We start from the raw sequence: 16,346 nt of genomic DNA, 5'->3' as shown, positions 1-16,346 counted from the left end.
GACTACGGCCTATTCACCCACAACTTCGTCGCGAGCCTCGTGAAAAGCTCGCTCCGCTGGTGCTTTCTTTTCTCACGTTGTTTAATTTACAAGGTGCACGTCCCTCAAGCGGAACAGTCGCTATTATATCAGGCTCAGTTTCGTTTGTCAAGTACTTTTTTCAAATCTTTTTCAGATTTTTCTTTCAGAACCTCTCAGTTTTTCAAGCCCTCGACTCATTCACTTCATCGCCGTCAAACAGCTTTATTAGGATACCAAAACATGCCTGAAATGTCAAGCATTTTTTTCGAGTTTTTTCGAGTTTTTTGTCAGAAGCACTTTTTGCATGATTTTTCGCACAATATCCAGTGTTTTTTCCAGCTTTGCTTTACTATAATACAATATCATACCAAGCTTTGAGGTGATTTACTTGCGGTTCTGGAAAATGAACGGTGCCGGCAATGACTTTATCATTATAAATAATATGGTAGAGCATCTTCCCGAAACCTGCTTTCCCACTTTGGCCCGCACTCTGTGCGAACGCCATCTGTCCATTGGGGCCGACGGTCTGATGATCGTAGATGCCCCGCTTCAGGGCGGTGACTATCGGATGCTGTTTTTCAATTCTGACGGCAGCCTCGGTGAAATGTGCGGCAACGGCGCCCGTTGCATTTGCCGCTACGGCTACGAAAATGGTCTGGCCGGCGAGATCCAGCGTGTAGAAACCACCGCCGGTTTGGTGACAGGCCACCGCATCGACCAGCGTCTCTATCGGATTCGTCTGAATGATCCCACCACGGTCCGTTTGGATGCACCTGTGGTGATCGACGGCGTTCGCTATGAATGTTCCTATTTAGAATTAGGAGATCCCGGACTCCCCCACGCTGTGGTCCCGTATCCCAATTTGGCGCAGGCCGATGAAAACGCGCTGCGTGAATTGGGACGCAAGATCCGCTTCTATCCGGAATTCCCCAAGGGCGCTAACGTCAACTTCTGCGAGCTCACCGGTGAGGACGAGGTCTTTGAGCGCACCTTCGAGCGGGGTGTGGAGGACTTCACCTATGCCTGCGGCACGGGAACCGGCTGCGTTGTCACCGCCCTGACCCTGATGGGTAAAGTCAGCGGCAGGCAGGTCCGAGTCAATATGACCGGCGGCCAGCTCATTGTAGACGTAGATCTCCAGGGAAGCACCGTCCAAAACCTCTATCTCACAGGTCCCACCAATATTGTTTGCAAGGGCGAGGTCACGGATGAGGAGCTTTCTCTGAACTGATAAATTGCACCAACATATCTGTTATTCAAACCAAAAGGAGTGTGTTTTATGGATAAGAAATCTGTCGCAAAAAACTACCGCTTTCTGGCGATCCTGCTGAGCTGCATGGTCGCCGGCGCTTTGCTGGGCTGGTTCAGGCCCAAGTGGGGACACAACATCGCCTTCCTGGGCACCGTATTCATCAACATGATGTTCTGTGTGGTGGTGCCTCTGGTCTTTGCTTCCATCGCCGGTTCCGTTGCCAATATGGAAAGCCGTCAGCGGGCGGGCAAGATCATGGGCGTCACCGTTGGCACCTTCGTCATCACCGGCGCCATCGCAGCTGTGCTCATGTTCGTGCTGATGAAGCTGTTCCCCCCAGTGCTGACTCCCTGGGCAGATATGGTGGCTGAGGAGATCGGCGAACACGCCTCCTTCACGGAGATGATCGTCAACTTCTTCACCTCCTCTGACTTTGTGGGCCTGCTGAGCCGCCGGGCCATGCTGCCTCTCATCGTGTTCTCTATCCTGTTCGGCTTCTCCGTCCAGATGACCGGCGGCAAGGATTCCAGCATCGGCAAGTGGCTGGCCGGCCTTTCCGACGTGATGATGAAGTTCGTCCAGATCATCACCTACTATGCCCCTATCGCGTTCTTCGCCATCTTCGCTGATCTGGTAGCCACCTACGGCTCTGAGGTCGCCAAGGGCTACGGCCGCGCCCTGCTGGTCTACTATCCCCTGTGCTTCATCTATATCTTCACAGCCTTCCCCCTGTTCGCGTGGTTCGGCGGCGGCAAGGGTGCCGTGGGCATCATGTTCAAGCACATTGCCCGCCCTGCCGTTGTTTCTCTGGGCACCTGCTCTTCCGTGGCAACCATCCCCACCAACATGGAGGAAGCCGTGGAGACCGGTGTCAGCAAGGATATCGCCGGTATGGTGCTGCCCCTGGGCGCTACCATGCACATGGATGGCTCCTGCTTCTCCTGCGTGCTGAAGATTGCCTTCGTGCTGGGCGTGTTCGGCGAGCAGCTCTCCTGGTCCCGTCTGCCCTTCATCGTTCTGGTGGCCGTCCTGTCCTCTGTTGGTATGAGCGGCGTTCCCGGCGGCGGCTACATCGGCGAGTACATCATCTGCTCCATCTTCTTCCCCACGCAGATGGAACTGGCCTTCCCCATTCTGGTGGCTATCGGCAATCTGGTGGACCCTCCCGCTACCATGATCAACTCCGCCGGCGACTATGTGGTCAGCTACATCGTCTCCCGCTTCGTGGAAGGCAAGGATTGGCTCCAGAAGCAGCTTAACAACGCCTGATCGGTTTCCATATCAGATAACAATCCGTCCCATCGGCCTTAGCCGATGGGACGGATTTTACGATCTCTTCCTACGTTTGATTGCACCCTACACCCAATCCCCCCTTGAATACACCGGGCTTAGCGCTGTCGGAAATGCAAAAACGCGGCATAGTCGGACCGGTCAGCATAGGTGCTTCGCTTCCCGCTCCCCGGAGTGCAGAGGCTCTCCTATATTATATTGCCCACACCCCTCCTTCCACCGTACCAGCTGCTTCTTGCCGTATATGCGGGTATTATATGCAAAAACGCAGCCCTCACGATTCATCGTGAGGGCTGCCGTTCTATTTTGGATTTTGGTTTGGCCGTTCTCAGCCGATTTACTGAGCTGCGGACTCGTCGCCCATGCCCATATCCTCCATGCCGAAATCATCGTCGGAGGGAACATCGGTCTCGTCTGCCGCCACCTCGTCCGGAGAGGGGATAAACTCGCTGAGGTACGCCTCTTCGGGGAGTCCCGCCAGGAAACCGGGCAGGTTGATGATCACATTGTCCATCTTCCGGGGAACGGGGATGTTATAGGCGTAAACCTCTTCCGTTCCGCCCTTCTGCTGGGTGATCTCCAGCGTCACGGTCAGCGTCTGGCCGATGCAGGTAGCAACGCCGCGCTCCTTGTCATAGAGCTTGGCTACCTGCTGACCATCCACATACACCACCGTCTTATAGGCGGGCTTATAGGTCTGGCCGTCATATTCCAGGGTCTTGCTGTCCAGATAGATCGTATGCCCACGGCCAATGATGGTCATGGTATAGCCGATCGCCACCAGCAGGACCACCGCTAAGATTTGAAAGAGAAGTCTCCGCTTTGCTTTCATTTCGATGCCTCCTCTTCCGCAGCCTGCTCGGCAGCCAACTGCTGGCCTGCCAGGCTCTTGTTCTTGCGCTTCTTGGACTCATACATGACCAGAGCCAGCGTAATGACCGCATAGGACACAAACACGCGGAAATACTCGCCGATCATGGAGTCGCCGGTAATGGCAGCACCGGTCTTGGGTGCCACAATGAACATGGTGTGGAACAGGATCACGCCCAAAAATACGTTGCCGATGCTCGCCCTATCCACAGAGGCACCGCCCACCAGCAGAGCCGCGATGGCGAACATACCGATCTGGGTATGAGCTGTATAGGTGGGGAAGTTGCCCACGTTCTGCAGATAGATGATCATGCCGAAGCCGGCGAACACCGTGGAGATCACCATGGAGATCACGCGGGTGCGCTCCACATTGATGCCGGCGTCCCGGGCCACTTCCATATCCTGACCCACAGCCCGCATATCCTGGCCCAGCTTGGTCTTGCGGAACCAGACGATGAACAGGCAGGCCAGACCGATGATCAGCAGGGTCAGTACAGGGATCTTCACGCCGCCCACCTGAACAGCCAGCAGGTTGTCCAGACTCTGGCGCATACTCAGCAGGCTCACGGTGTTGCGGATGCCATAGCCGCGGGGAAGCTTCAGGGAATCATGAACGATGGGAATGATGGGGCCCATCATGAACAGCACCACAAACTGGTACACGCCGTTCATGGTAAAGGAGATCATATAGCTTGTGATCATCTCCCGGCCCTTGGAGCGGTTCAGGATCTTGCCGATCATCACGCCCAATGCCACAGAAATGGGGATGGAAACGATGGCGGCCAGGATCATGCCGGGGATGCCCCAAACCTGCCAGTCAGCGGCGAAGATCAGCCCGATCTCGCCGGCCATGGCGCCCAGCGTCATACCAAAGTTCATACCCATGCCTGCCATAACAGGGATCAGCAGGCTCAGGATCAAGAATGCGTTACGGCCCAGACGGGTCATGACCTCATTCAAGAGGTAGGACCAGGAAAAGCCCGCCTGCGGAATACAGTACGCGCAGATCAGGATGAACATAATGGGGACGGTGTTGTTGCGGATGAACTGCAAAAGCTTCTGCCCGAAGCTCTGGCTACCGGGTACATTCGTCTTTTTCATGCTCATTTCCCTCCTTCCGTCTTACGGGTCAGAGCGTAAACGATCATACCGTTAGAGACGATGATCCGGATGACCTCGCTGATGTCCAGGTGCACGATGGCGTTCATCACGGTGGGTGTCATGGTGACAAGGCCCTGATAAAGGATCGTGCCGATGATAACGTTGGTAATGCTGGCCTTGTTCACGCTGGCGCCGCCGATCAGAATAGCCGCCACGGCGGGGAACGCCATGTTCAGGGGCGCCATATAGATCTGTACAAAGCCGAAGCCCTGCTCATACAGCAGGATGCCCACAGCGCCCAGCCAAGTGGAAAGCACCACAGACAGCAGACGGGTCTTGTCCACGCTGATACCGGCAGCCTTGGCGAAGGTGGGGTTGGAGCCCACAGCCGTCATGGCGGTACCAGTCTTAGTGTGCAGGAAGACCCACATCAGGAATGCCAGCAGAGCGAAGAACAGCAGGCTGCCGGTGGGGATCACCAGATTGATGCCGAACCGGTTCAGGTCGATCTGCAAAAACTTTGCCAGGAACTGATCGTAAAAGCCCTCCAGAGAGATGGTGGTACGCAGGCCCTTACCGGCAAAGCCCCAAACCATCGTTGGGCTCTTGTAGGGCAGCAGCAGCCACATCATGCACATAAAGGACACGGAGGAGAAGCCCACATAGGTAGCGACCATCATTTCGCCGCCCTTGATCTTATTGAGCATCCAGCCGTAGCCGCCGCCCAGCACCAGTGCAAAGGGCGTGGCGATGACAATGGCCATCAGGAAGCTCATGCCGCCGGTGAACCCGAATTCAATGGAAAGAGTCGCACCCAGCAGACCGGAGATAATGCCCAGAGGCAGGCCGAAGTTCAGGCCGCAGCCGGAGTGGATCATGGGGACCATGGCCAGCACCATAATGGCGTTCCAGCTGAAGCGGTTGATGACGTTGGTGATCTGCGTAGCAAAGTCCACGCCGGCCACCGGCGCCAGAATGAACATCAGCAGCAAAAAGCCGGTGATGATCAGGCGGGGCACGCCATAGCTGTTGACGAGCCGCCGCAGCTTGCTCTGCTCCGCAAGCGTATTTGTCGTGTTATCCATACTTCCTCCTTATTTGACCTGGCTGACCATCAGCGCGCCGAACGTCTCGGAGGATTCGGTGGCCGGGAGGATGCCGACGATCCTGCCGCCAGAGACAATGGCGATCCGGTCGCAGGTGGTGCGTAGCTCCTCCAGCTCAGAGGAGATCATCACCACAGTAACGCCGTTTTCACGGTTAAATTTCTTCAGCGCGTCCAGCACCAGCGCCTTTGCGCCCACGTCGATACCGCGGGTAGGCTCCGAAACGAACAGGAACCGGGGCTGCAGGGCAAAGGCCTTGGCCAGGCACACCTTCTGCTGGTTGCCGCCGGAAAGCTCTCTGGCCTTCTGCTTGGAGCTGGTGCACTTGATCTTCAGTTCGTCGATATACTTCTGCGTCACATCATGGATTGCCTTGGTATCACGCCAGGTAATGGGTCCGTATTTCTTCAGGAACTTGTTCTGGATCTGCATAGCCGGGAAGGCAACGTTCCATTCCAGCGTCTCGTCCAGCAGCAGGCCCACGCCGCGGCGGTCCTCAGACACGAAGGCAAGCTGCGCGTCCAGGCACTTCCGGGGATTGTTCAGGGGAATGGGCTTGCCGTCAAATTCCACGGTGCCGCCGGCCTCATACAGGCCCATGACGCCGTTTGGAATACCCAGCTTGCCCTGACCTGCCAGACCGCCGATACCGAGGATCTCACCCTCCTTGACATCCAGATTCACATTCCGGACGATCTCGCCAGGCATATCCACCCACAACTTCCGGATGGACATGATCGTCCGGGCGTCGGAACAATCCCGAATCTCCCGGACCGCACTGAGGTCCACGCTGCGTCCCACCATGCACTTGGTGATCTCATCCACGCTGGTCTCGGAGGCGGGCGTGTCCTTCACCACCTTGCCGTCCCGCATGATGACTACCTTGTCACATACATTCAGGACTTCCTGAAGCCGGTGGGTGATGAAGATAACAGCGATGCCGCGGGACGCCATGCCCCGGATGGATTCCAGCAGAGCCGCGGCCTCCTTCTCCGTCAGAACGGCGGTAGGCTCGTCCAGGATCAACAGCTTGAGCTGGTCCTTGCTCAGCTCACGGGCGATCTCGGTGAACTGTTTATGACCAACGGGCATATCGCTGATGACCATATTCTGGTCGATCTCCACGCCCATTTTGTCAATGGCCTCTGCGGCCTTGGTCTTCATTTTTTTATAATCGAGCGTATTCAGCCGGGGGCCGAACACCTCGGAAATGACGTTCTTCTTTTGGGGCTCACGATTGAGCAGAATGTTTTCCGTGGCAGTAAAGCCAGGGATCAGAGAGAACTCCTGATGCACCATGCCGATACCAGCCTCCAGTGCGTCAAAGGGCGTATTAAAGGTGACTTTTTCACCATTGATGAGGACGTCGCCGCCGTAGCCGCCGGTTTCCCGGATGACGTCCATACCGAACAGGATCTTCATCAGCGTGGATTTACCCGCGCCGTTTTCGCCTGCCAGGCCCAGAACCTCGCCGGCCTTCAGAGTGAAGTTGATGTCCGTCAGGACCTGGTTGCCGAAGAAGTCTTTTTTGATGCCGCGCATCTCCAACAGGGGAGCCGTATTACTTTCCATAAATGATACCCTACCTAATAAGAGGGGAGGAGGGTCGCCCCTCCTCCCCAGTTTTGAATGAGCGAGAAAAAACGCTGCTTATTTCACGGTGAAATACTTCTCGGGAACCTCAACTTCGGTGGAGCCCATGAACCAGCCGGGATCACCCATGATGTAGGTGTCCTGATACACCAAGAAGGTGTTGTCGGCCTTGACGCCGCTGGTGGCGTTGGTGTAGTTGGAGCCGTTCCAGGAAGCCTCGGGAGAGAACTCGTGGTAAGCCTTGGCGATATCGTCAATGTCGCACAGCTCGCTCTCGCCGTTGATGACATTCAGAGCGTGCTGGGCCAGACCGGCAGTGGTGGTGTAGCCGTAGGAGTAAGCCCAGGTACCGAAGCGGCCAGCGCCGCCGGCCTCGCAGATCGCGTCCTCGACCTTGGCCAGAATCTTCTGGAAGTCGCCAGCCTCAGCGGTCAGGTCGATGCCCAGAGCGCCGGGATAGCCCATCAGAGGAGAGGGCAGGTCGGCCTCGATGAAGTAACCGCCGTACTGCAGCAGTTGCTTGAGCAGAGGCTCAGTGTGAGCGTCGTTGGTGCAGAAGTAAGCGGCCTTCTCGCCGTAGGTCTTGGACCACTCGGGGACCTTCTCCAGAATGTAAGCCTGCGCGCCGGCCACGCCGACGTCAGAGGTGGGATCGGGAGCAGTCTCCATAACGAACTTCATGCCGAACTCCTCGCAGGCGGCCTTCATGACCGCGATACGACGGCTCATGGTCTCATAAGCCAGGTGACGGGGGAAGGAGATGTGCACGAAGGTGTCACAGCCCAGCTCGTGAGCGGTGCGGATGATCAGATAGCCGCGGGCCACGAAGTCGTTGTTGCACACCAGATCGGCAGCGGAGCCGATCTCGAGCAGATCCTCATGGGCCTCGCCGGCGATGCACAGGATGTCGGGGCGGATCTCCTTGATCTTACGGAACGCCTCGGTGGTGCCGGGGACGGACTGGTTGACGATGATGGCCTTCATGTCGGCGTCATCAGCCAGGTTCACGATGGTCTGGATGGTGGTCTCCAGCTCCTCGGTGAAGTTATCGGGATAGATGGCCAGCTTGACCATATCCTCACCGTACAGGGCCTGGAAAGCCTCGGCGCCGCGGCGGTCGTCCTCGGACTGAGAAACGGAGCCGGTCACGATGCCGATGTGGACGTTGCCCTCGGTTTTCGTGTCAGCGGTCTCAGAAGGAGTCTCGGTTTTGTTGCTGCCAGTGTTGGGGGTGGGGTTGCTTTTGCCGCAGGAAACCAGGGCCAGGGCCATGGTCAGGGCAAGCAGTGTGCTCAGCAATCTTTTCATACATGCCTCCAATTCGTTTTTTTGCAAGCATTTCACAAGAGACCTGCAAATAGTTGCTATATATGATACCTGAATCATTCGCATTTGTCAACAGAACAGAAGCAAAAAACTGATACTTTTTTCCGTATTACGGACACTTTTCATGAGAGTTATTCCTATTTCCCCTCCAGTTTTCTCGCTGAGCGCTCTATTCATTTTGGGGGATAAAGAATCTGATGCGCATATCAGCTACCCATTCATTTCTATCCATTTTCTTCCCGTGCAGCCCACAAAAGGCCATATTTTTCGAAAAAGTGAAAAAATGGAGCACCGGTCGATCCCGGTGCTCCATTTTTAAATTGTATACAGGCTTAGCCGATGCCGCCGTAAATGGCGCCCAAAATCAGGGCCGCCAGAGAGGCTGCGCAATACACCCACTTGCCCAGAGGATAGAACCAGCCGCTGATGTCCTTCTTGCCGGCGGTGCGGCCCTCGTGGACAGCCGCCAGAGCAGTGTCCTTCTTCATGACCCAGAAGAACATGATACCGGCCAGCAGAGCGCCCAGCGGGCAGATGTAAATGGAGACAACGTCCATCCACTGAGAGGTCCATGGCTGGATGCACAGTGCGATTACGCCGCCCACTGCGCCGATGATGACCACGGACAGCACACGGTTGGTGTGGAGCTTCTCCTGCAGGAAGGCCACGGGAGCCTCATACAGGTTCACGATGGAGCTGACGCCTGCGAACAACACGCAGATGTAGAAGATCATACCCACGATCCGGCCGCCGGGCATGGCGTTGAACACGTTGACCAGATAGACGAACATCAATCCGGGGCCGCCCTTCATTCCAACGATGCCGTCACCCAGAATGACTGCCATGGCAGGGATGATGACGATGGCAGCCAGCAGAGCGGCGATGGTGTCGAACAGGGCCACGTTGCGAGCAGAGGAAGGCAGATCCTCATCCTTGGGCAGATAGGAGCCGTAGATCACGGAGCCGTTGCCCGCCACAGACAGGGAGAAGAATGCCTGACCGAATGCGAAGACCCAGACCTGAGGATTCAGCAGGCCCTCGGGCTTGAGGGTGAAGATGTACTTGTAGCCCTCGCTGGCGCCGGGCAGGGTGCAGATATAGATGCCCAGGATCACAAACAGGAAGAACAGAGCGGGCATCATGACCTTATTGGCCTTTTCAATGCCGTTGCCCACGCCGAATGCCATGATGGCCAAAGAGGCCACCAGACCCACGATCAGCCATACGCCGTTGCCGATGCCGAAGATGCCATTGCCGAACATCATGCTCAGGGCCTCGCCCAGAGTCTCTGCCTCGGGAGCGGTGCCGCCGAAGGTGCCGCCGATGGTCGCCATATCGGTGCCCATAGCGTACAGGCTGCCGGAAATACCCATCCAGCAGTACTTGAAGATCCAGCTCATGACCACGGTGTAGCCAATGGCCAGCATCATAGAGCCGACGATGGGGAGTGCGCCGATGGCCTCGCCCAGCCGCTTATTACCGGTGCGTTCCTCGGTAGCCTTGCCGAAGGAGATCACGGGGCCGCCCTGTGCCCAACGGCCCAGTGCGAATTCCTCAATGATACCGGTGGAACCGATCAGAAGTACGAACAGGAAGTAGGGGATCAGGAACGTCATGCCCCCGAACTGCTGCACCATGATGGGGAAGCGCCAAATATTACCCATACCAACGGCAGAGCCAATGCAGGCCAGAATAAAGCCCCATTTGCTTTGAAAACCGTCGCGATTTTCCAGAGTTGCGTGTTTGTCTGACATAGATTGCCCTCCTAAAGACACAGATTGGTGTGATGATCGGATGTGGCGCTTTTCAGATCGGCTCACGCCCGATGGGTGGCCGCAAGCGGCGCACCCAAACGGGACGGAACCTATTCAAGCGCCCGGGCGCGATGAAAACTGAGACAAAGGAACTTGCTGGAAATGCTGCGCTGAAATCTTTTTATTTAATTGTATTTCCCGGACTTACTTCTCCTCGTTGGCGTAGGGCTCCAGGAAGGCGTGGAAGTGACGCATGGGCAGCTTGTGGCCCCAGACGATCCGCATGTTGGGGATGGACTCGCGGTCCTCATACAGCGCCTTGACAGCGGCGATGACATAGTCCAGATGCTCCTGAGTCAGACGGCTGCGGTCGATGGCGAAGCGAACCACGTTGGCCAGCTCAGCCTGCTGCTCGGGAGTCTTCAGGTCATATTCCATGGAGAAGTCGCCCAGCTCGGACACGCGGATACCATAGCGGCGGATCAGCTCCAGAGAGAAGCCGGTGCCGGCGAAGGTGGTATGATCGCGCTTGCCGTCGAAGAACTCATCCATGTTGATGTACACAGCGTGGCCGCCGGCGGGGAGAACGACGCCCTTGACGCCGGCCTTGTAGAAGCCCTGTGCCAGGTACTCGCACTGCTGCACGCGGTCATGCATGTAGCCGAAGTCGCAGCTCTCATAGAGGCCGCAGGCCAGAGCCATGATGTCACGGCCGGACATGCCGCCGTAGGAGTCATTGCCGTAGCAGGAGATCTGCTTGACCTTGATGAGCACGCCCACGTCGGTCTTCACGGTGCCGTCCTCGTTGAAGTCGGAGAACTTCTGCCAGAACAGGCCGCGGTCGCGGAAGGCCAGCATACCGCCCATGTTGGCGTGGCCGTCCTTCTTGGCGGACATGGTGAAGGCGTCGCAGTAGGAGAACATCTCACTGGCGATCTCGGCGATGGACTTGTCGGCGTAGCCTTCCTCGTTCATCTTGATGAAGTAGCAGTTCTCGGCCCAGCGGGCAACGTCGAACACCAGAGGAATGTCATACTTATGCGCCACGCGGTTGATCTCCCGGATGTTGGCCATGGAGACGGGCTGACCGCAGATGGGGTTGTTGGTGATGCAGGTGAACACCAGAGGTACGTTCTCGGGACCAACGCCCTGGATCAGCTGCTCCAGCTTCTCGATGTCCATGTTGCCCTTGAACGGGTTCTTCTCGTAAGAGCCGCCCTCGGGGATCTCATACAGCAGCTCCTTGTTGTACAGGTTGCGGGGGATGGAGCCCATCTGCTTGATGTTGCCCTCGGTGGTGTCGAAGTGGCCGTTGGAGGGGATGGTGAAGACCTTGCCGGGATGACGCTGGGCCAGGATCTTCTTCACGATCTCCATCAGGACGGACTCAGCGGCACGGCCCTGCTGGATGATGAAGGCATTGGGGCGCTCCATCTGAGCAGCGCCGCCGTTGAACAGGCCGCCCTCATACTCGCAGAGATAGACCTCGTCCATCATCTTCTCAATGTCACGGCAATCGGTGCGGACCAGGTCGATGACCTTCTTCCAGTTCTTCTCGCCGCCGCGCTCGAAAATGTCGCGGAAGGTATCCAGCAGCACATAGTAGCCGGTGTTGCGGCCGTAAGCCTCGTCGCCCAGGAACAGGGTGGCCCACTGCTGGTTGGTCATTGCGGTGGTACCGGAGTCAGACAGCATATCCACAGTCAGCATGCCGGAGGGGAATGCAAACTCATTCCAGTGCGTAGCGTTCAGAGCGCGCTCGCGCTGCTCAACGGTAGCCTGAGGAAGATCGCGCACCACATATGCGCAGTGCTGAGGCATCGTCACGTTCAAGGGATAGTGCTTCGCATTCTTGTCCATTTTGTTTACCTCCATAATTTGGCGTTTTTCGCCTGTTTTTTTGGAGATACCCCGGTCGTCGAAGAGCGGCTCTCGCACCGCCTTGCGCCTAGCGGACAGTATCCGATACAAAAGAATCGTGGAGCGGCTCGTTTCAGGCTGCCTGAATTGAACGCCAAGCAGGGATCCTGTCTCCGCCCCTTTCCTGTTGTGCGATTATTTTATCATGTTTTTTAAGGGTCGTCAACTTTTATTGCGATTTTTTTGCATACCTTCAATATTTTTTACGCTGTTTAGCTGTTTAAATTTATATATTTTGCACGTTTCCTCGATGGACGGATAATAATTTTTTCTCATTATTTTTTACTTTGACAATATGACTTTCTCATATATAATATTTTCATAGCCTGAAAATATGCAAAATGAAACGAGGGAATCTTATGACGTCCTCTTCCAACCTGATTCTTCAGCATTACATCAAGCTGACCGAATTTTTGGGGAAAGCGCTGGGTCCCGACTATGAAGTGGCCCTCCACGATCTGACCCGGAAGGACCGTTCCATCATCGCCATCGCCAATAATTATATCAGCGGCCGGGAGGTCGGCGCGCCTCTGACCAATATGTCCCTGAGTATTCTCCGGGACAAGAGCTATGAGCATACGGACTATCATCTCCACTATTACAGCATCAACGTCAACGGAAAAGACCTCCGATCCAGCACCTTTTTCATCAAGGACAACGGCAAGCTCATCGGCCTGCTGTGCATCAACTTTGATGACAGCCGCTATCGGGCCATCAGCGACCATATCCTGAAGCTGTGCCACCCGGACCTGTTCGTAACCGATGTGCTGGCACAGCCGCTGCCGGAGAGTGAAGATGACATATCCGCCCGATCCTCCCCGGAAAAATTCCGCAACTCCGCAGATGCGGTGGCTTTGGACGCCATCAACCGGGAGTTGGAACGGATGGGGGTCACGCCCGGCCACCTCACCCACAGCGAGCGGCTTCAGGTCATCACTTCTCTGGAATCCGCCGGCATTTTTCTGCTGAAGGGCGCCATTAAAAGCGCCGCGGCCGCCCTCGGCTGTTCCACCGCCAGCATTTACCGCTACCTCTCCCAGATCAACCCCTCTGACTAAGCCCGAAAGCACTGAAAAGGCCGAAGTGTACCCCTTAATTTATATGTGTATCAAAATCACCTCCGCCGAAAACGACGGAGGTGATTTGATTCTTTATGTTCCGCTCTCGCCGTAGTTGCTCAGCACGCGGGCAGAGGGATCGTTGACGTCGCAGCCCTTCCAGCTCTTATTTGGCATCCAGAAGTCCTTCACCATGGGGGCCTGGCCGGGATAGTACTTCTCGAAGATCTCCCGGTACAGCAGGGATTCCTTGGTGAACGGCTGGGCAAAATCGTATTTCTTCCGCTTTTCCTCAAACTCGGCGTCGGTGTACTTGGTCTCGGCGTACTCCTTCAGGTCGTCCACCATGGAGTGGCCCACGGCGTCGGAGAAGGCGGCCTTCTGGCGCCAGAGGATGTCGTCAGGCAGCAGGTGGTCCTTTTCAAAGGCGTGGCGCAGAAGGTACTTGCCCATGTCGTAGGTGTTGACCTTCATGGCCGGATCGATGTTCATGACGTACTTCACGAAATCCAGGTCGCCGAAGGGCACCCGGGCTTCCAGAGAGTTGGCGGAGATGCAGCGGTCCGCCCGGAGCACATCGTACATATACAGCTCATCCACCCGCTTCTTGGCCTCCTGCTGGAAGGCCTCGGGAGAGGGGGCGAAGTCGGTGTACTTGTAGCCGAAGAGCTCGTCACTGATCTCGCCGGTCAGCAGCACCCGGATGTCGGTCTGCTCGTGGATGGCCTTGCAGCAGAGGTACATGCCCATGCTGGCCCGGATGGTGGTGATGTCATAGGTCCCCAGCAGGGAGATCACCTCTTCCAGCGTATCCAGCACCTGCTGGCGGGTCATATATACCTCGGTGTGATCCGCGCCGATGTAATCCGCCACTTCTCTGGCGTATTTCAGATCAATGGCATCCTTGTCCATTCCGATGGCGAAAGTACGGATCTTCTTCCCCAGCACCAGGGCGCTGATGGCGCACACCAGAGAGGAATCCAGGCCGCCGGAGAGCAGGAAGCCCAACGGGGCATCGGCGTCCAGCCGCTTATCCACACCGGCGATCAGTTTATTGCGGATGGTGCGGCAGACGGTCTCCAGATTATCATGGCAATACTCCGTAACAGTGGTCAGGTCGGCGTAGCGGACGAACTTGCCGTCTGCGTAATAATGCCCCGGCGGGAAGGGGCAGACCTCCTTGCACAGGCCGATAAGGTTCTTGGCCTCGCTGGCGAACACGATGCCGCCGTCATCCAGATAGCCGTAGAACAGCGGCCGGATGCCGATGGGGTCCCGGGCGGCGATGAGGGAATCCGTCTTGTGGTCATAGATGATCATGGCAAACTCCGCGTCCAGCTTGGCAAACATAGAAAGGCCGTATTCCCGGTACAACGGCAGAATGATCTCGCAGTCGCTGCCGCTCTTGAATTCGTAGCCCTTCTCCGTCAGCTGCCGCTTCAGGGGGCGGAAGCCGTACAGCTCGCCGTTGCAGACCACCATGTCGCCGTCCAGCTCAAAGGGCTGCATGCCGGCCTCGGTCAGGCCCATGATGGCCAGCCGGTGGAAACACAGCCAGCCAGAGCCGGTGTCCATGATCTTGGACATATCGGGTCCCCGGGAGAGTGTTCGGTCGAAATACTCCCAAATCTCATGCTTGTCCAGTTTCTTCGTGGAAAATCCCATAATTGCGCACATAAAAAAGCACCTCCGGAAAAAATAAAAGCAGCGAACGATCCTAAAATTTTAGGACGAATCGCTGCCGCATCCGTGGTGCCACCTAACTTGCTGATCGAAAATCAGCCCCTTTGCGGGGTTCCAACAAACCCCTGTGCTTTAACGCCGCACGCCGCGTCTCTCCTACTGGGCTGTCGCCGTTCAGATCGCTGCTCCTGAGTGTTATTCCCGCCGCCCCGTTGTACCGGGCTTCCACTGCCCCCGGCTCGCTGTGACCGTTTGGCCACGGTACTTGTCTCGATCCACGCATTTTCAATATGGCCGAAGCGTTGGCCCGCTCCGAAATTGATGGACTGATTATAGTCCCGCGCAGTTTATTCGTCAAGATTTCAGATGTCAAATTTTCCGTGCTTTTCCTATCAATTTTATGTGTATTTGCAACAAGGACAGTTGTTTCTCTTGACACTCCTCTTTAAATGTGTCATGCTGAAAAAAATGACACAGGAGGGATCAATATGCAGAGGATCAGCTGGATCGGCGTAGGCATCATGGGGAAAGCCATGGTGCGGAACCTGATGAAAGCGGGCTACGAGGTCCACATTTATGCCCGTCACCCGGAAAAAGTGGCAGACGTGATATCCGAGGGTGCCGTACCCCACGGCAGCATTGCGGAGTGCGTAAAGGCCAGCGAGGTGGTCATCACCATGGTGGGCTTCCCCAAGGATGTGGAGGAGGTCTACTTTGCCCCCGGCAATATTCTGGACAGTGCCGCCAAGGGTATGACGCTCATCGACATGACCACCACCAGCCCCACCCTGGCCCAGCGGATCTACCAAGAGGGCGCCGCCCGGAGACTGCGAGTGCTGGACGCCCCCGTCACCGGCGGTGACAGCGGGGCCCGTGCTGGAACGCTTTCCATTCTGGTAGGCGGCGATCAGGCAGATTTCGACGCTTGCCTCCCCATTTTCCAGGCAATGGGCACTAACATCACCTATTTCGGTCCCGCAGGCTGCGGCCAACACGCCAAAATGGCCAATCAGATCATGATCGCCGGAGCGCTCTCCGGCGTGTGTGAAGCCCTGGCCTATGCCAAGGCGGAGGGGTTAGACGGGAATACTTTGCTGGGCGCCGTATCCACCGGAGCCGCTGGCAGCAAGCAGCTGGACTTTCAGGGCAAGAAGATCCTGACAGGTGACTTTGCCCCCGGCTTCTTCATGAAGCACTTTGTGAAAGATATGCGTCTTGCGGAAGAGGAAGCAGAAAACGCCGGGCTGGATCTGAATGTTTTGCAGCAGGCGCTTTCCAACTGTCAATCCTTGATCGACCGAGGCTGCGGTGATCTGGGCACTCAGGCTCTGATCAAATTCTACGAAAAATAACAGATGAACGCAGGAGGCAC

13 protein-coding genes are annotated in these 16,346 nt (G+C 56.4%); 5 read left to right on the top strand and 8 right to left on the bottom strand.

From position 1 onward, the window contains the following. The 3 genes from H8Z83_RS19435 to H8Z83_RS17235 form a co-directional block, all read left to right on the top strand. The coding region (locus H8Z83_RS19435) for a hypothetical protein (protein WP_207732086.1) at positions 1 to 269 on the top strand (269 nt) is incomplete at its 5' end. Positions 270 to 409: 140 nt separating this feature from the next. Beyond that, entirely contained in the window at positions 410 to 1,252 is an 843-nt protein-coding gene (dapF, locus tag H8Z83_RS17240) for a diaminopimelate epimerase (RefSeq protein WP_187016203.1), read from the top strand. A 48-nt stretch (positions 1,253 to 1,300) separates the two neighbouring features. Then, on the top strand, positions 1,301 to 2,542 hold the full coding sequence (locus H8Z83_RS17235) for a dicarboxylate/amino acid:cation symporter (RefSeq protein WP_187016202.1): 1,242 nt from the start codon (positions 1,301 to 1,303) through the stop codon (positions 2,540 to 2,542). Between the two features lie 358 nt (positions 2,543 to 2,900). Here H8Z83_RS17235 and H8Z83_RS17230 read toward each other — a convergent pair whose 3' ends face one another. The 7 genes from H8Z83_RS17230 to H8Z83_RS17200 all read right to left on the bottom strand — a co-directional run bounded on the left by H8Z83_RS17230 (position 2,901) and on the right by H8Z83_RS17200 (position 12,173). Continuing rightward, on the bottom strand, positions 2,901 to 3,395 hold the full coding sequence (locus H8Z83_RS17230) for a DUF6672 family protein (protein ID WP_187016201.1): 495 nt from the start codon (positions 3,393 to 3,395) through the stop codon (positions 2,901 to 2,903). After that, positions 3,392 to 4,534 (bottom strand): ABC transporter permease, encoded by a 1,143-nt coding sequence (locus H8Z83_RS17225; RefSeq protein WP_337416003.1) that lies wholly within the window; start codon positions 4,532 to 4,534, stop codon positions 3,392 to 3,394. The genes H8Z83_RS17230 and H8Z83_RS17225 overlap by 4 nt, the downstream gene beginning before the upstream one ends. 2 nt (positions 4,535 to 4,536) lie before the next feature. Continuing rightward, positions 4,537 to 5,619, bottom strand: coding sequence for an ABC transporter permease subunit (locus tag H8Z83_RS17220; RefSeq protein WP_187016199.1), 1,083 nt, complete (start codon positions 5,617 to 5,619; stop codon positions 4,537 to 4,539). A 9-nt stretch (positions 5,620 to 5,628) separates the two neighbouring features. Beyond that, the gene (locus tag H8Z83_RS17215) at positions 5,629 to 7,212 is read right to left on the bottom strand and encodes a sugar ABC transporter ATP-binding protein (protein ID WP_187016198.1); all 1,584 of its coding nucleotides are present in this window, start codon (positions 7,210 to 7,212) and stop codon (positions 5,629 to 5,631) included. A gap of 78 nt (positions 7,213 to 7,290) precedes the next feature. Next, positions 7,291 to 8,541 (bottom strand): DUF3798 domain-containing protein, encoded by a 1,251-nt coding sequence (locus H8Z83_RS17210; RefSeq protein WP_187016197.1) that lies wholly within the window; start codon positions 8,539 to 8,541, stop codon positions 7,291 to 7,293. A 350-nt stretch (positions 8,542 to 8,891) separates the two neighbouring features. After that, the gene (locus H8Z83_RS17205; RefSeq protein ID WP_187016196.1) at positions 8,892 to 10,313 is read right to left on the bottom strand and encodes a sodium-dependent transporter; all 1,422 of its coding nucleotides are present in this window, start codon (positions 10,311 to 10,313) and stop codon (positions 8,892 to 8,894) included. 204 nt (positions 10,314 to 10,517) lie between these two features. Next, entirely contained in the window at positions 10,518 to 12,173 is a 1,656-nt protein-coding gene (locus H8Z83_RS17200) for a tryptophanase (protein ID WP_187016195.1), read from the bottom strand. Positions 12,174 to 12,592: 419 nt separating this feature from the next. Between H8Z83_RS17200 and H8Z83_RS17195 the strand changes: the two genes are divergently transcribed. Beyond that, positions 12,593 to 13,291 carry a helix-turn-helix transcriptional regulator gene (locus H8Z83_RS17195; protein WP_243185115.1) on the top strand — a complete coding sequence of 233 codons (699 nt, stop codon included), beginning with the start codon at positions 12,593 to 12,595 and terminating at the stop codon, positions 13,289 to 13,291. Between the two features lie 93 nt (positions 13,292 to 13,384). Here the strand turns inward: H8Z83_RS17195 and asnB are convergent, their stop codons facing one another. Continuing rightward, positions 13,385 to 14,968: an asparagine synthase B gene (gene asnB, locus H8Z83_RS17190; protein WP_187016193.1), complete on the bottom strand. Its 1,584-nt coding sequence runs from the start codon at positions 14,966 to 14,968 to the stop codon at positions 13,385 to 13,387. A gap of 455 nt (positions 14,969 to 15,423) precedes the next feature. Between asnB and H8Z83_RS17185 the strand changes: the two genes are divergently transcribed. Continuing rightward, positions 15,424 to 16,326: an NAD(P)-dependent oxidoreductase gene (locus tag H8Z83_RS17185; RefSeq protein WP_256435360.1), complete on the top strand. Its 903-nt coding sequence runs from the start codon at positions 15,424 to 15,426 to the stop codon at positions 16,324 to 16,326. Positions 16,327 to 16,346 lie beyond the last annotated feature (20 nt).

The sequence above is a fragment of the Dysosmobacter segnis genome (assembly GCF_014297285.1).
Classification (GTDB): domain Bacteria; phylum Bacillota; class Clostridia; order Oscillospirales; family Oscillospiraceae; genus Oscillibacter; species Oscillibacter segnis.
This window is presented reverse-complemented; position numbering and strand designations above follow the sequence as displayed.